This window comes from Salinimicrobium sp. WS361, assembly GCF_050750585.1.
Taxonomy (GTDB): Bacteria; Bacteroidota; Bacteroidia; order Flavobacteriales; family Flavobacteriaceae; genus Salinimicrobium.
On record NZ_JBOJLM010000022.1, the window covers coordinates 16,770 to 36,382 of the forward strand.

Sequence of the window (19,613 nt, forward strand, 5' to 3'; positions counted from 1 at the left end):
GGAAATGTAATATTATTACCTTTGCGCCGCATACCTCATATTTAATGAAATACGAATTTACCATTCTGGTCCCTCTGTACAACGAAGAGCCAAATTTGCTTAGAGTAGAGCAGGAACTGGATCTCTATATTAAAAAGGCACCGGTTAAGACCTGCGTGCTTTTTATCAACGACGGCTCTACAGACAATAGTCTGCAGCTTGTACAGGAGATTTCCCGCAGAAATGAAGCCTTTAAATTTATTTCTTTTGATCGCAACTACGGATTGAGTTCGGCTATCAAAGCAGGGTTTGATCATGCAGATACTCCTCTCATAGGTTATATAGATTCTGACCTGCAAACAGATCCCGATGATTTTAACCTGCTCCTGAAGCACATTGGTGAATATGACCTGGTGACGGGGATGCGCACCAATAGAAAAGATTCGGTAAAAAAGAACCTGTCTTCCCTGATCGCTAACGGCATAAGACGCAGTTTCACCCAGGATGGGATGGATGACACCGGCTGCCCCCTCAAAGTGATCAAGGCCGATTATGCAAAGCGAATCCCTATGTTCAAAGGGTTGCACCGATTTTTGCCTGCCATGGTTTTACTGCAAAATGGCAGGGTGAAACAGGTTCCTGTAAGGCACTATGCACGTATAGCCGGAAAAGCAAAATTCCACCTTCTTAACCGGTTGGCAGGCCCACTTGTAGATTGCTTTGCTTTTTTGTGGATGAAAAGAAGTTACATCAACTACAAAGTAGCCGAAAAAAATGAATAGCTGGCTAGTCTACAGCATTGGGTTTACAGCGCAGATCCTATTCTCAACCCGGCTCCTGCTACAGTGGATTGCTTCTGAAAAGCAAAAAAAGGTGCTTACCCCTGCCCGTTTCTGGAAGGTTTCACTCTTTGCCTCTTTTTTGCTTTTTGTTTATGGCTACCTCCGAAGTGATTTCTCAATTATGCTGGGGCAGGCACTTACCTATTTTATCTATATAAGAAACATGCAGCTGCAGGGAGAATGGAAAAAAATGGCAAAATGGTTACGCCTTTTCCTCTACTTCTTTCCGGTTTTATTGTTTATGTATTCATACAACAACAACACTTATGATATAGAGAAGTTGCTCTACAACGAAAATATCCCGCTATGGCTACTGGTGCTGGGATCTTCGGCACAGGTAATCTTTACATTTAGATTTGTATATCAATGGGTTTATTCTGAAAAGGTCAAAGAATCTGTTTTGCCTTTGGGATTTTGGCTGCTCAGCTTTTCGGGTTCAGTCCTTATCCTTATCTATGCGGTTCTTCGAAAAGATCCCGTACTTTTTGTGGGCCATATAGTGGGCAGCGTAATCTATGTTAGAAATATGGTTTTAATAAGGAGAGAACATGACTAAAAATCAGCAATACCTGCTTTACATCCTGCTTGTATGGGCATTAATCTTCGTGGTGCACCTTGATGTAATCTACATTAATATCATGGAAGCCCGCAATTTTATTACTGCCCGCGAAATGGTGACCAACGATAACTGGATTCTCACTACGCTCAATGCAGAAGCCCGATATGAAAAACCCCCTTTACCCACTTGGCTTACGGCCATAAGTGGAATACTCTTTGGCTTTACCAGTGTATTTGGCCTGCGCCTGCCGGCGGCACTGGTCACCTTGCTGCTGCTGTACACCTTCTACAGGTTCTTGCCAAAACTGGAAATTAGCCTAAAACAATCCTTTTTAGCTACTTTGATTCTCGCCAGCTCATTCTACATAATATTTATGGGCCGCAACGGGCAATGGGATATTTTCACCCACTCTTTTATGCTGGTAGCCATATACTTTCTATGGAATTTTTTCGGCAGTGAAAAAAACCTTTTCAAAAATGCCATTTTTGGAGGGATATTTCTGGGCTTCTCCATAATGAGCAAAGGCCCCGTTTCCCTTTACGCGCTGCTCCTGCCATTTCTAATTGCCTATGCAAGTGTCTATAAATTTAAAGGTTTTAAAAAGAAGTGGAAATCTTTCTTAATTCTCCTGGTTTTGGCCCTGGGAATTGGCGGCTGGTGGTTTATTTACGTAAGGCTGGCTGATCCTGTTGCTTTTATAGAAATTACCTCCCGGGAAGCCACCCGCTGGACGAATTACAATGTGCGGCCTTTTTATTATTACTGGAGCTTTGTTGTTCAAAGTGGCATTTGGACCATCCCTGCCTTTGTTGCCTTGTTATACCCATACTTAAAGAACAGAGTCGCAAATAAAAAAGCTTACAAATTTGCCCTTTTCTGGACCCTTGCAGCCGTTGTCTTGTTGTCAATTATCCCCGAAAAGAAGTCCCGATACCTCCTGCCGGTGCTTATCCCCATGGCCCTCAATACCAGTTTTTATATAGAATATCTTTTCCGAAAGTTTAAAGACCTTTCAAAAAAGGAGGGCTATGTTGTGTACTTTAATCACGGACTCATCGCTGTAATTGGACTGGCTTTCCCTATTGCAGGATATTTTATGCTGGAGCTTGAAGGGCATTGGTTCTGGTATATTTCGGCTTCGGTGATACTGGTTGGGGTGGCCGTAGCTTTATTGTACTTCCTGAAAAAGAGGAAATATCCTAAAGTCTTTTTTCTAACAATAGCCTTTATGTGCGGAATTATGAGCTTCGCCTTTCCGCTTTCAGATGCTTTTCTGAAAAACCCCAACTTCAGAAATTTTGATGAACTTCAGAAGTATGCTGCAGCTGAAGAATTTCAGGTGTATGAATATGTTTCAGAAACACCCGAAATTATATGGGAATATGGAGAACCAATTCCGAAGTTACACGCTGACGAGCTACGTTTACCCGAAGCAGACAGATTTGGCGTTATACTTCAGGAAAAAGATTCGGCTTTTATAGATACTCTAAAAAGGGATTTTAGAGTGCTGTCTTCCAGGAGATATGACCTCAACTATGTAAGCCCCGAAGCCTCTACATACAAAAGCAGGCTTATCAGGATGTTCTACCTGCTGGAGCGTCGCCGGGAGTGAAAAACCTGCGCAACAGGAACAGGAACAAACGATAGAAGGCATATCCAATTACGATCCCAAAGAACCAGCCGGTAAGCACATCGCCGGGATAATGCACCCCAAGATAAATGCGGCTGTAGGAAACCAGTAAACCCCAGAAAATAAGTACCGGAAAAATGTGCTTCCAGTAATTTTTAAGGATCATCCCTAAATAAACCACCAGGGCTGCCGAACTTGCCGCATGCGCAGAAAAATACCCAAACCTGCCACATCTCACAGCAACAAAGCGGGAATATTCCATAATACCTGCCTGCCTGCAAGGCCGGGGGCGTTCAAAATAGTGTTTAAAAAGGTTTGCAAGTTGATCAGTACAGGTGATCACTAATGCGACAAGCACCAGGGAAAGCAAAGTTTTCTTCCACCCTAAAGCCCTATAAAGGAAAAACACCAGCAGTGCGTAAAATGGAATGGAAGCCCATTTATTGGTAATAAAATTCCAGAAATTATCCCAGGCAGGATCGCCAAGATTGTTGAGAAATAGGAAAAGTTCGTGATCTAGTTCTACCAATTGCTCCATAGGCTATTCATCATATCTCGAAATTTCGCGATCATAAAAGTCGTTAGCCTGTTGAATGAGGCCTTCGGCTTCAGAAGCGAGTTCCTTTTCATCGGAGGCATCAAAATCTTCCAGCCACTCTACTTCATCGTCTTCAAGATTTAATATAAAACGCGGAAATTCAGTATGAATTATAAAAATAGCGTCGGGATAATCGGTATTATCACCTAAGAGGAATTTTGGAAAATCCATAGTTATTCAGATATTTTTTGTTTCTCCGGCTGGTTGGCAACAGCCGATAAAAGTAATTTTTTGCTCAAAGAATTAAATCGAAGATACAACATAAAAGCAGATGCGCTAAGCCCGGCGAGTAATCCGAACCAAATTCCCATACTGCCAAGGCTGGTTTCCTTTCCCAAATACCAGGACACGGGGAAACCGATGATCCAATAAGCAATGAAGCAAATTACGGTGGGAAATTTGACATCCTGCAAGCCTCTTAAAGCGCCCAGGATCACCACCTGCAAACCATCGCTTAACTGAAATAGTGCGGCTACGACTAAAAGTTGTGCTGCCAGTAAAATCACTTCTGCATTATCTATGTACAGCGTGGGCAGCCAATCTTTAAGAAGTATAAAACCTACGGCAAACACTGCTTCAATGAAAAAGACCAGTAAAAATGTGGATAATGCTATACGACGAAGGTCGTGATAATTTGCTTTTCCCTTTTGATTCCCCACCCTGATTGTGGCGGTAACCCCAAGACCCACTGCGACCATAAAGGTCATAGAGGCAAGGTTGAGCGCAATCTGGTTTGCCGCCTGAGGATTTGTTCCCAGGGTACCGGCAAGAAAGACTGTTGCCGTGAAAATAGCCACCTCAAAGAGCATTTGCAGGGCCGTGGGAAAACCAAGGGCAAATAACCTCTTAAAAATGTCAATTTTGAGGAGGCCTTTCTGGGACCAGACAAAATACTGCCGGAATTTTTTCTTTCTTCTTAAGATCTCCCAGATAAACCAGATCATGAAAAACCTGGAGATCAAAGTTCCCAGGGCAGCACCTTCAAGTTCAAGGCGCGGAAAGATCCAGATTCCATAAATCAGCAAATAATTGAATACAATATTCACCACATTGGCTATCAAGGTAGCATACATGGCATAACGGGTTTGAGACAGGCCGTCGGCAAACTGCTTATAAGCCTGAAACAGCATAAGCGGGATCATAGAAAAAGCCACAATCTTGAGATATGGTATTGCCAGGTCTACCACTTCGGGTGGCTGGTCAAGATGATAAAGTATTGGTTTTGCCAGCAGGAGCAGGAGAAAAAGAAAGATCCCATTGATCCCACACATGATAATGCCGTGGTGAAAATAGCTTTTTCCGGTTTCGATATCCCCGGCCCCATCAGCTTCAGCAATGAGTGGCGTGATGGCAAAAGAAAACCCGATTCCCAGGGAAAGCGCAATAAACACTAGGCTGTTGCCCAGGGAGACCGCTGCGAGAGGTGCAGCACCCAGCCGGCCAACCATAATATTATCGGCCAGCCCAACCATCACATGCCCCAACTGGCCCAGCATTACGGGATAGGCAATGTTTAAATTCTTTCCAAATTCTTTTGTGTAGGCAGTAAGTTGCACCTTTGTAGTTTAAGGCTGCAAAGATAGAAAGTTTAGTTACCAGACAGCGTTAGCCGACCATACTTTTATTTAAGGATTTCGGGATCGTTCTTAATATCGTCAAATCCGTATTTATCTACAAGGTAAACCAGGGAAGCCATAGTGGCCGCTCCAAGTTCAAGTTCGCGTTTATTTACCGATTCAAAAGTATCGGTAGCTGCATGATGGTGATCAAAGTACCTCTGAGAATCGGGTCTTAGTCCTGCCAGCACCGTGCTTTCATTCCTAAGGGGGCCAATATCTGCCCCGCTGCCTCCTCTTGCAAAATAGTGAATAAGATAAGGTTCAAAAAGGGGTTTCCAGGATTCAATTTTTTCAAACTGTGAATCTCGTGCATCAAATGAAAAACCACGAGGCGTAAACCCGCCAGAATCACTTTCAAGCGCAAAAATGTGGTTTTCGGCATTCTGTTTGGCTACTTCAGCATACTTATTTCCACCTCTTAGTCCGTTTTCTTCATTCATGAAAAGCACCACCCGAATAGTTCTCTTAGGCCGGACTCCTGCTTCCTTAAAGAGCCTTAAAACTTCCATTGACTGCACCACCCCGGCACCATCATCATGAGCTCCGTCGCCTACATCCCATGAATCGAGATGTCCGCCAACTACAATGTACTCATCTGGGCGTTCACTACCTTTTATCTCACCAATAACATTGTAAGACTCTACATCTTCAAAATTGCGGCAGTTCATTTTATAGTAGAAATCGAGATCTTTGTTCAGCTTTAGCATACTGCTAAGGTATTCGGCATCTTTAGTGCTAATTGCAGCTGCAGGAATCCTTTTACTGTTGGGCAGGTCTCCATAACTCATTGAGCCTGTATGAGGATAATCATCTATTTTATGAGAGAGCGATCGCACAATTACTCCTACAGCACCATATTTTGCAGCCTCGGCCGCGCCAGAATAGCGTTGATCTACGCAACCCCCGTAGGCTTCAAAAGTGTGAATAAGATCGGTTCGCATAGGCCGGTTATAAAAAACGATCTTTCCTTCAATCTGTTCTTTTCCATATCTCGCCAAATCTTCAATGCCCTGCACTTCAATCACTTTAGCTCTAAGACCTGTATCGGGAGTAGCGACAGATCCGCCCAGGGCAAGTATATTTACAGTATTTGAAGGAGAACCGGGAGATTGGATATAGGCATATTCGGGATTACCGCGCGTCCACTTAGGAACCATCACCGGCTGTAACCACACCCGGTCAAGTCCCAGCTTTTCAAGTTCGGCTTTAGTGTAATCTACAGCGCGCTGTGCATTCACAGAACCCGATAACCGGCCTCCAATCTTGTTTGACAGGTGATCTAACCATGCGTAACCCTGTCCCTGAAGTAGAGCCACATCATAAAGTTTGCGAATATTGAGAGAATCTGCTTCGGAATTGGACTGCGCTCCTGCATTTAAAGCCAGAAGTAGAATAAGGAAAAACGGAATTTTTTTCATAAGATTTTTACTGATCAAAAAACAAATGTAAAAAACCATTCCAAAACAGCTTCAAAATGAAAAAATAATTAAGATTATTCTCTGAAGCTGTTTTCTTCGGGATTGAATTTTATTCTTCCGAAGAAGCCAAACTCAGGTCATTTTTCTATCTTTCGGAAAAATTTAACGTCCTTGAACAAGCAGAAAATAATAGACAACGTCTCTACTCTTTTACAGGAAGTCCCTACCTCAATGGAGATCGTTAAAGACGATAACAAACGGGAAAAGAGATTTCACTACCTGGCAACTTACATGGTAGAAAAGGCCATTGAAAAAGATGCGCTTATTACCTCTCCCGATGAAAAAGGCATAGCTATTCTTTTCAAGACAAACAGCAATGACAAGAATTTCTGGAAAGATCTTATTATGGATCTCAAGCTGGCCATTAATGTGACCGGCATTAAAAAAGGACTTGCCGCAATGAAGGTGCAGAAGTATGTAAAATCTCAGCGGCCAAAAGAAGGAGATTACCTCTACTGCTGGTTCTGGGGAATATTGAGTGATGCCCGTGGAAGTGATGATGCAAAAATAGCGTATGACATGAAAAATAAATTTTATGCCATTGCGCAGGAACTACAACTTCCTATTTATGCTGAAACCAGAATAAAACGTATAAGCCTGGCTTACCGCCGGTACGGCTTTGAATTATTCAATGAATGGGATCACCCCAGTGGAGATAAGATGTACTTCTTAAAATATACTCCTCCTCCAAAAGATAATTCACAAAACTAGAGCTTCCCGGCTCCTGAATTTTTTAATTAAAATTTTAAGAACCCAGGGGCACAGAGAGCTCTGCCTTTAACCCTTTTCCTGAAGTGTCAAAAATGGCATTTCCTTTAATGGTTTTTAGCCGTTCCTTCAGGTTTTTAATGCCATTTCCGTTTTCTAGGATTGATGCATCTACCCCTACTCCATTATCGGAATAACTGATCTTAAGACATTTTTCTTCCGTAGAGAAAATAAGGGCTATGAGTTTGGCTTTGCTGTGTTTTCTCATATTCACCATCATTTCCTGAAGAACGCGATACACTACTATTTTCGTTTCACGGCTTAGGTTGCGCCAGTTGATGGTGTTCTCGCCACGTACAATTAAACGGGTTCCGGTTGGTACTGCACCAGAGAGCATGTTGAGCAGACCCGATAAATATTCTTCTCCTGTTGCAATCTCACTGTTTTCACGGGAAAAATCGCGGGTGCGCTGGTAAATATCCTCCAGCCGGTCTACCACCACCGCAGGAGCCACCGGCTCAATAGAACTCATTACATGGTAGATGTCATTTGCGAGTTCATCATGGATTCTCTTTGAGATCCTGCTTTCGGTAAGATATATTTGCTTTATTTTTTCCCTTTTTCCGCGCTGCCTCACATTATAAAAAAATGTTCCGGAAATTATTAAGATCAAAAGGGCAGCAAGAGAACTAATGATATTGCGGGTTCGCATTTTCTCTGTTTGCAAGTGCTGCGTAACGTTTTCAGCTTTTAAAAGGTGTATTTGTTGCTCCTTTTTCTCTTCGTCAAATCTTATTTTTGCAAATTGGAACCTCAACCTGGTATCAGCTTCTTCAAGACTGTCATTAAGAAAAAGGAACCTGTCAATATATGCTTCTCTGGTTTTCCCTTCAGTTAGCGGAATGAGCCTTTTTAGAGCATCAACCTGCGCTGTGGGATACGAAAGCTGAATGGCCTTATCGTAATACTTTTCGGCATAATATTTTGCTTTGCCGCTGTTAATATTCCTGAAGTAATCTGAAAGGTGAAAATAACTTGCTATTAAACCTGAATGGTCATTTATTTCCAGCCTTTTCTGCATCACCTCTGTAAGAACGGCCTCTGCGTTGGTGGTAGAATCCTGTAACCACTTTGTATACGCATGATTTTCACGATATCTCAATCGGGAAAGTTCGTCAATCTCATCAGATTTTAGAATTTCTTCAAAAATCTCAATTGCTTCAGAATAGTCTTGTTGATCTTTATGTAAGAGAGCAATATTGTGAAGATAGCTGATACTGTCCTCCCTATCTACAGCATACCTTAAGGCCTGTTTGTATTCTTTAAGCGCTTCAGAAAAAAGCCTTTGAGTACCATAGGATAACCCCAGTACATTATATGCAGAACTCACATAATTCGCATCCCTGGTGTGGTCCAGATATTTTATAGCTTCGGTAGCGGTTTCCTGGCTTCCCACAATATCTCCTAAACCAAGTTGTGCATTAGCCATGTCAAGAGACCGCCTGCCTGCCATGCTTGTATCGCCATATTTAAGGTACAGGTTACGGGAATAAAAGGCATTTCTGAATTGTTCTTCAGGATTATTATTTCTGAAAATCTGGGATTTCCTGAAATAGCCTTTAGCTTCATAAAACAAATCTCCCTGAAATCGTGCCGTTGTGATAAGGCTATCTATCCATAGCGGGACACTATCCATTTCGCCAAGGCGAAGAAATGCAAACACCTTCCCATCCAGCAGCGCAACCAGTGAGGTATCTTTTTTATCTGTAACGGCATCAAGGCCTTTATTGTAGAATTCCAGCTTCTTATGAGGATCTGAAGTATCCAGGCCCATTAGATAAAAATGGCCAGCGCTACCCGGTGCGGGCCCGGGCTCCTCCACTTTCCTATCTTCCTCCCCACAACCACTAAAGGCAGCGAAGCAAAGAATGAGTAAGAGACTGAAGATCTGCGCTTTTTTCATAACACAAACATAGTAAAAAGCATTAACAGAAGTTTAAGATTTACCCGAAAAACCTCATCACACTTTCTAAAAAAAGAAAATTTGTACCAGGCCATTAACTTTATCCTACTGGAATATCAATCTTACCCATTTCATCTGATTTGCCACAGTTTACACAAGTTTTCAATTTAGCTTCTCCTCTCAAAAACTTTCCCGCACCAAGCTTTACCTTTCTCTTTTTTTACCTGAAATCACAAAAAATTCAGACATCTATAAATCATTCTAAAGAAGAAGTTAAACACCTGATATTTATGATTTTAAATCAAAACGTTTATTAAATTAAAGCTACGGCTACTGGGGGTTATGTAGCTTCCTGCCCAAACTCAACAAGGGGCAGAATTTTAAAATAAAGATCATGGACACAGAAAAAAAATTCGAAACAGGGAAGTCATCCACCCTGCCAAAAAAACCAGGAGTGACAACTAAGGAATCAAGAAGAAGAGACTGGGGCTATACAGATCAATATCGCCGAATGATGCAAAGAGACTCACGAAAAAGAACTGAGTCTAAAGAGGAAAAATAATTCTTCACTTCTCTTGTAGAAAAAGCAGCAGTATGGTTTTTGGAGCAGGCATTTCTGAGCCAGGACCTAACCCTACTATTTAAAAAATTCACTTAAACTCAGCTTCCGTTGAACTGGAAAGTTTCGGAAGGTGCAGAAAGAATCTCTTATTTTTGAACTACCAGAAATAATAAAGGGTAAGATTTCTGAAAAATCTTACCCTTTATTATTGAATTCAAAAGAAGTTGCTATACGATTTCTGCAGACAGGCCTTCTTCTAGAAGTTTTCCGCAGCGCGGCTCCAAATCTTTGTAAGTTCCGGTTTTAACAGTACACTTACCTTTGTAATGCACCAGGAGAGAACACTGTTCGGCCTGCTCAGGTGTATGCTCGCACACAACAATAAGCGTTTCTATTACATGATCAAACGTATTGTAATCGTCATTATACAGGACGATCTCATAAAGTTTTGATTCTTTTGTTTCAACTTTCTTCTTTTCAAGAACTTCTTCTTGTGTACTCATAGTCAGACATTTTCATTTGAAAAAACAGGATCAAAGATAAGAATTTCTTCTCAGTTTTTATGCTTTGTAAATTTTAAAGCGACCCAGTCTTCCCGTTCTTTATAATCATTGTATTCTATCCCGTACTTTTCACATTCCTTTTTGATCACAGGAATATCTTTTGAATAGAATCCGCTGAGATAGAGTTCCCCGCCCTCATTAAGGCTATTATTGTAGGTTCCCATATCCTCAAGCAAAATATTCCTGTTAATATTGGCAATGATCACGTCATAGTGACGACCCTGCAGTAGCTCTGCCCCGCCTTCAAAAGTTTCGATTTTGTGGCAGTCATTACGCTCCACATTCTCCAGCGTATTTTGGTAACACCAGTTGTCTATATCAATGGCATCAAGCTGAGAGGCACCCCGTTTTTCGGCTACAATAGCCAATACTCCGGTGCCGCAACCCATATCCAAAACTTTTTTTCCCTGCAGGTCCTGCTCTAGAAGAAACTCAATCATCATGTGAGTAGTAGCATGATGCCCGGTACCAAATGACATTTTAGGCTCAATCACGATGTCATACTTCACATCTGGCTTGGGGTGAAACGGAGCTCTTACCCCACATTGATCATTAACAACAATGGGGTGAAAATTCTTTTCCCACTCAATATTCCAGTTTACCTGTTCAATTTCTGTCTGGGTAAAGGAAATATCAAATTCATTAGACTGGAGTATGTGTATTCCCGCCATTGACTCTGCATCATATTCCTCTTTGGGAATGTAAGCAGTAATTCCGTCTTCATTCTCTACAAAGCTTTCAAAGCCTGCCATGCCCAGTTCGGCAATAAGGATCTCTGATGCCGGTTGTAGAGGTTCAATTAAAAATTTAAACTCCAGATAATTCATACTATTCTCTAATTAAAAAGCCTCTACAATCGCTAAGAAGTCTTCGGCTTTAAGGCTCGCACCTCCAATTAGGCCACCATCCACATCTTCTTTAGCAAATATCTCCTGCGCATTTCCGGGTTTTACGCTGCCTCCATAAAGAATTGCAACATTATTAGCCAGTTCACTTCCAAACTTTTCAGCAATGGTTTTTCTGATAAAACCATGCATTTCCTGCGCTTGTTCTGGAGAAGCAGTTTCTCCGGTTCCAATTGCCCAAACAGGTTCGTAGGCGATCACTATCTTGTTCCACTGCCCTTCAGAAACATGAAAAATGCCTTTTTCCAACTGACTTTTCACAACGTCAAAATGTTTTTCAGCTTTACGTTCATTCAGTTCCTCTCCGCAGCAAAAGATCACTTCCATATCATTTTCAAGAGCGGCATCAACTTTCTTTGCAAGCAGTGCATCTGTTTCTTTATAAATTGCACGGCGCTCGCTATGACCAAGAATAACGGTTTTCACACCAATGCTGGTAAGCATAGACGCAGATACCTCGCCGGTATAAGCCCCATCACTATTCTCATTCATGTTTTGTGCAGCAACATCTATAGACGAATCTCTTAAAGATTCAAATGCGTGGTGTAGATTTGTGAAAGAAGGCGCCACGATAACGCGCACGTCCTGATCTTTTTTATATGATTTTTTGATGTTTGAAAGCAAATCTTCGGTTTGTGCCAAATCATTGTTCATTTTCCAGTTTCCGGCAACTATTTTGTCTCTCATAATGGTTGTTTTAGGGGTAAATAAGTATTTGTAATTAATAGATTGGCCGAAATTTTTCTCATTGCCCGGCCTGAACTACAAATATAACATTGCCACGGCTAAGAACCTGCGGAAAAACGAGAAAAAGCACAAAAATAAGGTGTCAAAAATGCCTTTTTTTAGTACCCTTTTTTCTTCGGAAGAAATTCGGAATATTTCGAATGAACTAACTTCGGAAAATAAATACTTCAGAAAATACCCTTCAAAAATGCCATTTTTGGAACCCTCTAAAACTGAAGTTTTTCAGCATCACTCCAGTGCAGCTTTTCTATAATAGTTCCTTTGTGAAGCTTCACCAGGCCGGGATTGCTCCGGATTATTGTTTTAAGTGCGGTTTCATCGCTGAAATACCAGTCGAGATCAAGATTGTATTTCTCATTTATTTGCTCCTTGAGCTCTTCCCCTGAAGCCGAAAGGCCAATCACCCTATAACCATTGCTGCGGGCACGCTTTATTACTGCATCGAGCTGCTGTAAACCGGGCGCTTCGCTGCGCCTAAGACTGTAAGCCACAACCATGAGCAGTTTATCTTCAGCCAGAAGAGAAGAAATTTGGTTTTCGCCGTCTTTTTCAATAGAAAACTCGTGAATTGGCGGCTCATAACCTTTTTGCACGAGCTGGGTTTCTACCTCGATAAACTCCCCGTCAACATTGGGGTAAGACCCCTGGGTGGTATAAACTTTTTCTTCGCCGTTTACGCGGAACTTCCAGTTGTAATCGTATACCGCCTGGGGCGCACCCTGAGGTACGGTCATGGCCTGGGCAATATTTGTACCTTCTTTATAAGCCCTGAAGTCGAAGACCGGCAGGTGCATCAAAACATAATAGGCAAAAATAAAACACAGCATAAAACTCAAAAACACGATCCATCTATGAGATGCCCGGGCAAAATAGTGTGTAAGGTACTTCCTGTTGAAAAACAGGATAAGAATGAGCACCAGTAGTATCATATCCTTATAAAATGACTGCCAGGGCGTGAGAGGAATTGCATCGCCAAAGCAACCACAATCGGTCACCTTATTGTAGTAGGCGGAGTAAAAAGTGAGAAAGCCAAAGAAGATCACCATAAGCAGTAGTGCCCAGGTAGTAAATTTTGGCAGGTAGCCAATGAGCAGCATGATTCCCAGTACAAGTTCAAAGACCACCACCAGGATGGCGATGATAAGTGCAAAGGGCGCTAAAAATTCAAGATCGAGTACCGAAGGGCTAAAATACTCTTCCAGTTTGAATGAAAAACCTATAGGGTCATTCAGCTTTACAAATCCGGAAAAAATGAACAAGAGTCCGACTATCCAACGGGAAACCTCTACCAGAATTTTCATAGTATATTGCTTAAGTTTGGCTTAATTCGCTTTTTTCATGAATGTGTATAAGGGCAAAAACCGCATAGTTGATCATGTCTTCATAATTTGCTGCTATGCCTTCGCTCACCAGGGTTTTGCCTTTATTATCTTCAATTTGTTTAATGCGAAGCACTTTTTGAAGAATAAGATCGGTAAAAGAACTTACCCTCATATCGCGCCAGGCTTCGCCATAATCGTGATTTTTATTTTCCATGAGTTGCTTTGTACGGGCGGTAGTGCGCACATAAAGCTCCTCGACCTCCTCATTTGAGAGATCGGGCTGGAGGGCGACTCCTTTTTCAAGCTGAATCAAAGCCATCACCGAATAATTGATGATGCCAATAAACTCTGGCACCTCACCTTCATCTACTTTACGCACTTCATTTTCCTGAAGCCCCCGAATTCGCTGTGCTTTTATAAAAATTTGATCTGTAAGGGAAGGAAGCCTTAAAATACGCCATGCACAACCATAATCTTTCATTTTTTTAAGGAAGAGACTGCGGCATTCGGCGATCACAGCATCATATTGGGCGGAAGTATCCTTCATAGAAACGGGTAATTTGTGTAAATTTCGCTGATTTTATTCTATTCGTCAAAGTTAATTTTTCCAACCAAAAAACAGCAATTTTTAAGATGTATATCAACTGTAAAGGACGCCTTATAGATCTCTCTGTTCCAAAAATTATGGGAATTCTCAACATTACGCCCGATTCGTTCTATGATGGAGGACGCCGCACAAGCCTTGAGGAACACCTGGCACAGGCTGAAAGAATGCTGCTTGAGGGTGCCGATTTCATAGATATAGGTTCTTATAGCAGCAGGCCCGGTGCCAAAGATATTTCGGAAGAAGAAGAACTTCAGCGAATACTTCCGGTAGTAGAAGCCCTGGTCGAGAAATTTCCAGACATTCTTATTTCTATAGATACCTTCCGAAGTGAAGTGGCACGACAAAGTGTTGAAGCTGGAGCAGCCATTATCAACGATATTTCCGCAGGAAACCTTGACGATAAAATGATGGAAACGGTAGCGCAACTACAGGTACCTTATATCATGATGCACATGAGAGGTAATCCTAAAACCATGAAAGACCTCAACCAGTACGAAGATCTTACCCAGGACGTACTCCAGTATTTTTCTGAGAAAATTGACCTGACGAGACAGCTGGGCATCAATGATCTAATTATAGATCCGGGATTCGGATTTTCTAAGAATGTAATACAGAATTTTGAATTACTGTCTCACCTGGAGTTATTCGAAAACCTGAATTTACCAATTTTATCTGGCCTCTCCCGGAAATCACTTATCTACAAAACTTTTAATACCACACCCCAAGAAGCCCTTAACGGAACTACTGTTCTCAACACAGTATCTTTGATGAAAGGAGCCCACATTCTTAGGGTGCATGACGTAAAAGAAGCGGTAGAATGTGTGAAATTAATTGAGCGGCTGAAAAACTAGTTTATAATTTTTTACATTTACCAAAAAGCACGCCCACTTGGACTTTCTCGATCTACGTATTCTCGATATTGTTGATATCATTTTTATTGCAGCCTTGCTGTACTACATCTACAAGTTGGTTAAGGGCACGGTAGCCGTCAATATTTTTATTGGAATTGTGATTATTTACTTTGTTGGTAAACTCACCCAATTGCTGCGCATGGAAATGCTTAGCAGTGTACTGGGGGAATTTATTGGCGTGGGAATGTTTGCTCTTATCGTGGTTTTTCAGCAGGAGATCAGAAAATTCCTGCTCATGATTGGCTCTACAAACTTTGCCAGAAGAAGGCGCTTTTTACAAACTTTAAAGCTGATCAAGGACGATCTTGAAACCCCCAATGATGTTGAGGCAATTGTAAAAGCCTGTGAAAACATGGGCAAAACAAACACCGGTGCCCTAATTGTGATACAGAGAAATACCAGCCTGGACTTTATAAAACAAAGCGGGGACCCCATGAAGATCCTGGTCAACCAACCCATAATTGAATCTATTTTTTACAAGAATAGTATTCTGCATGACGGGGCTTTGGTCATTGAAGACAATTACATTACCGCTACAAGGGTGATTCTACCCGTTTCAAATGACCGCACCATACCGCTACGATTCGGATTAAGACATAGAGCAGCTGTTGGTATTACTGAAAAAACAGATGCCCTGGCCCTGGTGGTAAGTGAAGAAACAGGACAAATCTCTTATATCAAAGATGGTGAGTTTGTGATGTACGAAGATCGCGAAGACCTCATCCAGAAATTAAAGGCAGATCTTGTTTAAAGGCTTTGTTCTTCCTGCATAAATTGCACCTCATACAAATTCTTGTAGTACCCATTCTCTTTCTTTAGCAGTTGAGCATGTGTTCCCATCTCCACTATTTTCCCGGCATCCATTACCAGGATCTTATCAGCTTTTTTCACTGTAGCCAGCCTGTGGGCAATCACGATGGAAGTGCGGCCCTGGGTGATCTTTAACGTAGCGTCCTGTATGAGTTGTTCGCTATAAGAATCGACTGAAGAAGTAGCCTCATCCAGCACCAGAATACTTGGATTGCTCACGTAGGCTCTCAAAAATGCGATTAATTGACGTTGACCTGAAGAGAGCATTACCCCGCGCTCCTTCACATTATAATCATACCCCCCCGGAAGACTGGCAATAAAATTGTCGACACCAATATCTTTGGCTGCCTGTATTACCGTTTCCTTTGTAATACTGGGATCGTTTAGTGTGATATTGTTAAGGATGGTATCGGCAAAAAGAAAAACATCCTGCAGCACAATCGCGATTTCCCCTCTAAGGGATTTAAGGGTCATATCCTTAACATCTATACCATCAATAAGAATGTGCCCGCTGGAAATTTCGTAGGAACGATTCAGCAGGTTAATTATGGTAGATTTTCCAGCCCCTGTAGCTCCTACAATTGCAACTGTTTCTCCGGTTTCTGCCTTAAAAGAGACTCCCTTTAGCACCTCTTCATCACCCACGTAGCTAAATCTCACATCTTTAAATTCAATTTCTCCTTTTAAATGATCTACAGCAATTTTACCATTATCGGGAATAGAAGATTGAGTATCGAGCACGCCAAAAACCCTGTTTGCGGCTACCATTCCCATTTGAAGGGTATTGAACTTATCGGCAATTTGTCTCAAAGGCCTAAAAAGCATTTGGCTTAACTCAACGAAGGCCACTATTACCCCCAGGGTAATCGCTTCACTGCCTTCAACAACTCTTAGCCCTCCATACCACACAATTAAACCTATGGTGATAGAAGTGGCCATTTCGGCAATGGGAAAGAATATGGAGTTATACCACACAGTTTTAACCCAGCCTTTACGGTGTTTATCGTTGATCTCTTTAAAATTCTCGTATTCTTTTTCCTCCCGGGTAAAGAGCTGCACGATCTTCATTCCTGTAATTCGCTCCTGCACAAAAGTGTTAAGGTTTGCTACCTGCGTACGCACTTCTTCAAAAGCCAGCTTCATCTTCTTTTGAAAAACCCTTGTCGCATAGAGGATAAATGGCAGTACCACAAGTACCAAAAGTGTGAGCCTCCAGCTTTGATAGAACATAAAAGCCAGGATAACTGTCATTTTTAAGAGGTCACTAATAATCATGAAAAGCCCTTCACTGAAGATGCTTGCAATAGTCTCGATATCGCTCACCGCCCTGGTTACAAGGCGCCCCACAGCAGAGTTATCAAAATACTTCATCTTAAACTGAAGCATGTGTTTAAAGAGGTTCACCCTTAGATCGCGAATTACCTCCTGCCCCAGCCAGTTGGCGAAATAAATAAAACAAAACTGGAAAAGCACCTCGAGCACCAACACTCCCAGCATGAGACTTATATAAAAGAAAAGCTGATCATTATCTTGTGGCACTATAGAATTATCTATAGTAAGTTGCAATAAATAAGGCCGCATCACCCCCAGGAAGGAGAGCAAAATAGCGGCTATAGCTACAAAATAGAAGGCGCCTTTGTAAGCAAAGGCATAATTAAGCAATCGCTTAAATAATCTAAAATCGAAAGCATTTCCTGTTGTTGCTGCCATTAAATCAAAATACTTTCAGGATACACGATCCTGGTTAAATATAATCCGTGCGCAGGCACCGAAGCTCCGGCCTTACTTCTGTTTTCACTTTTAATTACCTGATGCATATCTTCTATTTCGCGTTTGGCCAATCCTATCTCCACCAGAGTACCTACAATAGCCCTCACCATATTCCGAAGAAAACGATCTGCCGTAATATGAAATATCAACAGGTTATCCCGTTGTTCCCACTCTGCTCTTGTTATTGTGCAGTTGTAGGTAAAGACATCGGTCCTGGACCTGGAAAAACACTTGAAATTTGTGTACTCCAATAATATCTGCGCAGCTGCATTCATATTTTCCACATTAAGTTCTTTCTGTAAAAAATACGCTGTCTCTCTTTCAAACACATTCTTTTTGGTTGTAACATGATATTCATAAGAACGGGCTACAGCATCAAAGCGCGCATGAGCATCGGGACGTACAGCAACGAGATCTCTAACCGCAATATCGTTTGGCAACAGCGAATTTATCCTGAAGATGAATTCCTGCCCCAGGATAGTTTCAGTATCAAAATGTGCAAAGATTTGCTTTGCATGTACTCCTGCATCTGTTCTTCCGGCACCCAGCACTTCAATATTTTCCTGAAGCAAGGTGCTTAAGGAATTTTCGATTACCTCCTGCACGGTTATCGCCGTAGGCTGTCGTTGCCAGCCGTGGTAGGCTTTTCCGAAGAATTCCAGCTCCAAAAAATATCTCAACCTAAATTTTTACTTTTGCAAATTAAAGAAACAAAGATAAGCCATTAAAGGCAACTGCTCATTCTTCCCGGCGGTAGATTATTAATCTTGTTATAATTATTCCCTATGAAAAAGATCTTACTACTAAGTGACACCCATGGTTATCTTGATGACCGCATCCTGAAATATGCTGCTGAAGCTGATGAGTTGTGGCATGCAGGAGATATTGGCACACTGCAGGTAAGCGATTCTCTAAAAGAAGTAAAACCATTAAAAGCCGTATACGGGAATATAGATGGCGGGGGCATAAGAAAGGAATTTCCCCTAAACAACCGGTTTATGTGTGAAGAAGTAGATGTGTGGATTACACATATTGGGGGCTACCCCGGCCGTTACTCCCCTGCCGTAAAAGAGGAGATCAAAACCAACCCACCCCGGATCTTTATAAGCGGGCATTCCCATATTCTAAAAGTGATGAACGACAAGAAGCTCGGTTTACTTCACATGAACCCCGGCGCAGCAGGAAAACAGGGTTTTCACCAGGTAAGAACAATGTTAAGATTCAAGATTGACGGGAAGGACATCAAAGATCTTGAGGTGATTGAACTGGGGAAAAAGTAGTGATTGGGAAAATAGTGATCAGTGATCAGTAGTCAGTGATCAGTAGCTAATAGCTATTGATCAGTAGTTGATAGTTCTGTTAATTGAAAATACTGCTTCAGAAATACCTCCCAAAAATGCCATTTTTGGAACCTTATCCTTTAATCCAGAAACCAAAAAACCCGGAGCTTTCACTCCGGGTTTTTACGCACTAATACTACTAAGATGAAAGGTTTATCGCAGTCGGTCTACAGATTTTACAAGATCTTCATCCTTTTTTATAGCCTTATTGGCCAGCACTAAAAAAACGATAGAAAATACAGGAGTCAGCATCCCAATACCTTTCTCTGAAACCGAAGTTTCTCCAGATACAGTTAGAGACCAATAGACAAATAATCCTAGTAAAATTAAGTTTAATAAGATATTGACACGCCCCAGCACAAACTGAAGCTTTCTATTCCTAAACAAAAAGATCGTAATTATTGAAAGTAAAGCCGAAAAGAGTGTTAACCCTAAAGCCGAATAAACATCCTCGATGTATACCGGATTTCCAGCCAAATCATTCCACAGTTCAAATATAAAAATAAAACCTGCATTGAAAAGGGCGGCAATTAATAAATAAACTGTCTGAATTCTTTGTAACATTTATCTTCAATAGAGGCACAAAAATAAAAGATTCTTTTTAGAAACCATATTTATAATCTGAAAATAATATCGTATAATTGCAGTATCAATTCGTAACCAATTCAATAAAGGTTACTTAGACTCCAAAAATTTTTTC

Annotated in this window: 21 protein-coding genes; 8 read left to right on the forward strand and 13 right to left on the reverse strand. The window is 41.5% G+C overall.

What is annotated here, in order from left to right; translation table 11 throughout:
• The first annotated feature begins 44 nt into the window (after positions 1 to 44).
• From ACQ93I_RS15800 to ACQ93I_RS15810, 3 genes are read left to right on the forward strand one after another with little or no spacing between them, the layout of a single operon-like run.
• Positions 45 to 761 carry a glycosyltransferase gene (locus ACQ93I_RS15800; protein ID WP_431699366.1) on the forward strand — a complete coding sequence of 239 codons (717 nt, stop codon included), beginning with the start codon at positions 45 to 47 and terminating at the stop codon, positions 759 to 761.
• Positions 754 to 1,377 carry a lipid-A-disaccharide synthase N-terminal domain-containing protein gene (locus ACQ93I_RS15805; RefSeq protein ID WP_431699367.1) on the forward strand — a complete coding sequence of 208 codons (624 nt, stop codon included), beginning with the start codon at positions 754 to 756 and terminating at the stop codon, positions 1,375 to 1,377. The genes ACQ93I_RS15800 and ACQ93I_RS15805 overlap by 8 nt, the downstream gene beginning before the upstream one ends.
• The gene (locus ACQ93I_RS15810; protein WP_431699368.1) at positions 1,370 to 2,992 is read left to right on the forward strand and encodes an ArnT family glycosyltransferase; all 1,623 of its coding nucleotides are present in this window, start codon (positions 1,370 to 1,372) and stop codon (positions 2,990 to 2,992) included. The genes ACQ93I_RS15805 and ACQ93I_RS15810 overlap by 8 nt, the downstream gene beginning before the upstream one ends.
• On the opposite strand, the gene ACQ93I_RS15815 is transcribed toward ACQ93I_RS15810, so the two are convergent.
• The 4 genes from ACQ93I_RS15815 to ACQ93I_RS15830 form a co-directional block, all read right to left on the reverse strand.
• Positions 2,955 to 3,548, reverse strand: coding sequence for a phosphatase PAP2 family protein (locus tag ACQ93I_RS15815; RefSeq protein WP_431699369.1), 594 nt, complete (start codon positions 3,546 to 3,548; stop codon positions 2,955 to 2,957). The genes ACQ93I_RS15810 and ACQ93I_RS15815 overlap by 38 nt on opposite strands.
• Positions 3,549 to 3,551: 3 nt before the next feature.
• Positions 3,552 to 3,779 (reverse strand): hypothetical protein, encoded by a 228-nt coding sequence (locus tag ACQ93I_RS15820; protein WP_266067909.1) that lies wholly within the window; start codon positions 3,777 to 3,779, stop codon positions 3,552 to 3,554.
• Between the two features lie 2 nt (positions 3,780 to 3,781).
• Complete coding sequence (locus ACQ93I_RS15825) at positions 3,782 to 5,164, reverse strand: MATE family efflux transporter (RefSeq protein ID WP_431699370.1); 1,383 nt, start codon at positions 5,162 to 5,164, stop codon at positions 3,782 to 3,784.
• Positions 5,165 to 5,229: 65 nt separating this feature from the next.
• A complete protein-coding gene (locus ACQ93I_RS15830; protein ID WP_431699371.1) occupies positions 5,230 to 6,645 on the reverse strand; it encodes a M20/M25/M40 family metallo-hydrolase in 1,416 nt (471 codons plus the stop codon).
• Between the two features lie 171 nt (positions 6,646 to 6,816).
• On the opposite strand from ACQ93I_RS15830, the gene ACQ93I_RS15835 reads away from it, so the two are divergent.
• Positions 6,817 to 7,416, forward strand: coding sequence for a hypothetical protein (locus ACQ93I_RS15835; protein WP_431699372.1), 600 nt, complete (start codon positions 6,817 to 6,819; stop codon positions 7,414 to 7,416).
• Between the two features lie 34 nt (positions 7,417 to 7,450).
• Here ACQ93I_RS15835 and ACQ93I_RS15840 read toward each other — a convergent pair whose 3' ends face one another.
• Positions 7,451 to 9,376 carry a tetratricopeptide repeat-containing sensor histidine kinase gene (locus ACQ93I_RS15840; protein ID WP_431699373.1) on the reverse strand — a complete coding sequence of 642 codons (1,926 nt, stop codon included), beginning with the start codon at positions 9,374 to 9,376 and terminating at the stop codon, positions 7,451 to 7,453.
• Between the two features lie 394 nt (positions 9,377 to 9,770).
• Between ACQ93I_RS15840 and ACQ93I_RS15845 the strand changes: the two genes are divergently transcribed.
• The gene (locus tag ACQ93I_RS15845; protein WP_266067914.1) at positions 9,771 to 9,938 is read left to right on the forward strand and encodes a hypothetical protein; all 168 of its coding nucleotides are present in this window, start codon (positions 9,771 to 9,773) and stop codon (positions 9,936 to 9,938) included.
• Between the two features lie 227 nt (positions 9,939 to 10,165).
• Here the strand turns inward: ACQ93I_RS15845 and ACQ93I_RS15850 are convergent, their stop codons facing one another.
• The 5 genes from ACQ93I_RS15850 to ACQ93I_RS15870 form a co-directional block, all read right to left on the reverse strand.
• On the reverse strand, positions 10,166 to 10,441 hold the full coding sequence (locus tag ACQ93I_RS15850) for an ATP-dependent Clp protease adaptor ClpS (protein ID WP_423818218.1): 276 nt from the start codon (positions 10,439 to 10,441) through the stop codon (positions 10,166 to 10,168).
• Between the two features lie 50 nt (positions 10,442 to 10,491).
• Positions 10,492 to 11,328 (reverse strand): 50S ribosomal protein L11 methyltransferase, encoded by an 837-nt coding sequence (gene prmA / locus ACQ93I_RS15855; protein WP_431699374.1) that lies wholly within the window; start codon positions 11,326 to 11,328, stop codon positions 10,492 to 10,494.
• Positions 11,329 to 11,340: 12 nt separating this feature from the next.
• Positions 11,341 to 12,093, reverse strand: a complete 753-nt coding sequence (gene tpiA / locus ACQ93I_RS15860) for a triose-phosphate isomerase (RefSeq protein WP_431699375.1) — start codon at positions 12,091 to 12,093, stop codon at positions 11,341 to 11,343.
• 266 nt (positions 12,094 to 12,359) lie between these two features.
• On the reverse strand, positions 12,360 to 13,454 hold the full coding sequence (locus tag ACQ93I_RS15865) for a BT_3928 family protein (RefSeq protein WP_431699376.1): 1,095 nt from the start codon (positions 13,452 to 13,454) through the stop codon (positions 12,360 to 12,362).
• Between the two features lie 10 nt (positions 13,455 to 13,464).
• Positions 13,465 to 14,022, reverse strand: coding sequence for a DUF1599 domain-containing protein (locus tag ACQ93I_RS15870; RefSeq protein ID WP_266071056.1), 558 nt, complete (start codon positions 14,020 to 14,022; stop codon positions 13,465 to 13,467).
• 86 nt (positions 14,023 to 14,108) lie between these two features.
• Between ACQ93I_RS15870 and folP the strand changes: the two genes are divergently transcribed.
• Both folP and cdaA read left to right on the forward strand, forming a co-directional pair.
• The gene (gene folP / locus ACQ93I_RS15875) at positions 14,109 to 14,933 is read left to right on the forward strand and encodes a dihydropteroate synthase (protein ID WP_431699377.1); all 825 of its coding nucleotides are present in this window, start codon (positions 14,109 to 14,111) and stop codon (positions 14,931 to 14,933) included.
• 37 nt (positions 14,934 to 14,970) lie between these two features.
• Complete coding sequence (gene cdaA, locus ACQ93I_RS15880) at positions 14,971 to 15,744, forward strand: diadenylate cyclase CdaA (protein WP_266071059.1); 774 nt, start codon at positions 14,971 to 14,973, stop codon at positions 15,742 to 15,744.
• On the opposite strand, the gene ACQ93I_RS15885 is transcribed toward cdaA, so the two are convergent.
• Together ACQ93I_RS15885 and truA are read right to left on the reverse strand one after the other, a co-directional pair.
• Entirely contained in the window at positions 15,741 to 17,513 is a 1,773-nt protein-coding gene (locus ACQ93I_RS15885; RefSeq protein WP_431699378.1) for an ABC transporter ATP-binding protein, read from the reverse strand. The two genes, cdaA and ACQ93I_RS15885, sit on opposite strands and share 4 nt — an antisense overlap.
• Positions 17,513 to 18,253 carry a tRNA pseudouridine(38-40) synthase TruA gene (gene truA, locus ACQ93I_RS15890; RefSeq protein ID WP_431699379.1) on the reverse strand — a complete coding sequence of 247 codons (741 nt, stop codon included), beginning with the start codon at positions 18,251 to 18,253 and terminating at the stop codon, positions 17,513 to 17,515. Before truA ends, ACQ93I_RS15885 begins: the two co-directional genes overlap by 1 nt.
• 105 nt (positions 18,254 to 18,358) lie before the next feature.
• Here truA and ACQ93I_RS15895 point away from each other — a divergent pair, with 105 nt between their 5' ends.
• Positions 18,359 to 18,853, forward strand: a complete 495-nt coding sequence (locus ACQ93I_RS15895; RefSeq protein WP_431699380.1) for a metallophosphoesterase family protein — start codon at positions 18,359 to 18,361, stop codon at positions 18,851 to 18,853.
• A 213-nt stretch (positions 18,854 to 19,066) separates the two neighbouring features.
• Here ACQ93I_RS15895 and ACQ93I_RS15900 read toward each other — a convergent pair whose 3' ends face one another.
• On the reverse strand, positions 19,067 to 19,477 hold the full coding sequence (locus ACQ93I_RS15900; RefSeq protein WP_431699381.1) for a DUF4293 domain-containing protein: 411 nt from the start codon (positions 19,475 to 19,477) through the stop codon (positions 19,067 to 19,069).
• Positions 19,478 to 19,613: the final 136 nt, after the last annotated feature.

Coding starts and splice junctions, on each gene's coding strand:
- ACQ93I_RS15830 (WP_431699371.1), bottom strand. CDS start 6,645: ATGAAAAAAATTCCGTTTTTCCTTATTCTACTTCTGGCTTTAAATGCA.
- folP (WP_431699377.1), top strand. CDS start 14,109: ATGTATATCAACTGTAAAGGACGCCTTATAGATCTCTCTGTTCCAAAA.
- ACQ93I_RS15845 (WP_266067914.1), top strand. CDS start 9,771: ATGGACACAGAAAAAAAATTCGAAACAGGGAAGTCATCCACCCTGCCA.
- ACQ93I_RS15900 (WP_431699381.1), bottom strand. CDS start 19,477: ATGTTACAAAGAATTCAGACAGTTTATTTATTAATTGCCGCCCTTTTC.
- ACQ93I_RS15895 (WP_431699380.1), top strand. CDS start 18,359: ATGAAAAAGATCTTACTACTAAGTGACACCCATGGTTATCTTGATGAC.
- ACQ93I_RS15865 (WP_431699376.1), bottom strand. CDS start 13,454: ATGAAAATTCTGGTAGAGGTTTCCCGTTGGATAGTCGGACTCTTGTTC.
- ACQ93I_RS15815 (WP_431699369.1), bottom strand. CDS start 3,548: ATGGAGCAATTGGTAGAACTAGATCACGAACTTTTCCTATTTCTCAAC.
- ACQ93I_RS15885 (WP_431699378.1), bottom strand. CDS start 17,513: ATGGCAGCAACAACAGGAAATGCTTTCGATTTTAGATTATTTAAGCGA.
- tpiA (WP_431699375.1), bottom strand. CDS start 12,093: ATGAGAGACAAAATAGTTGCCGGAAACTGGAAAATGAACAATGATTTG.
- prmA (WP_431699374.1), bottom strand. CDS start 11,328: ATGAATTATCTGGAGTTTAAATTTTTAATTGAACCTCTACAACCGGCA.
- ACQ93I_RS15870 (WP_266071056.1), bottom strand. CDS start 14,022: ATGAAGGATACTTCCGCCCAATATGATGCTGTGATCGCCGAATGCCGC.
- ACQ93I_RS15850 (WP_423818218.1), bottom strand. CDS start 10,441: ATGAGTACACAAGAAGAAGTTCTTGAAAAGAAGAAAGTTGAAACAAAA.
- ACQ93I_RS15820 (WP_266067909.1), bottom strand. CDS start 3,779: ATGGATTTTCCAAAATTCCTCTTAGGTGATAATACCGATTATCCCGAC.
- ACQ93I_RS15810 (WP_431699368.1), top strand. CDS start 1,370: ATGACTAAAAATCAGCAATACCTGCTTTACATCCTGCTTGTATGGGCA.
- ACQ93I_RS15805 (WP_431699367.1), top strand. CDS start 754: ATGAATAGCTGGCTAGTCTACAGCATTGGGTTTACAGCGCAGATCCTA.
- ACQ93I_RS15800 (WP_431699366.1), top strand. CDS start 45: ATGAAATACGAATTTACCATTCTGGTCCCTCTGTACAACGAAGAGCCA.
- ACQ93I_RS15840 (WP_431699373.1), bottom strand. CDS start 9,376: ATGAAAAAAGCGCAGATCTTCAGTCTCTTACTCATTCTTTGCTTCGCT.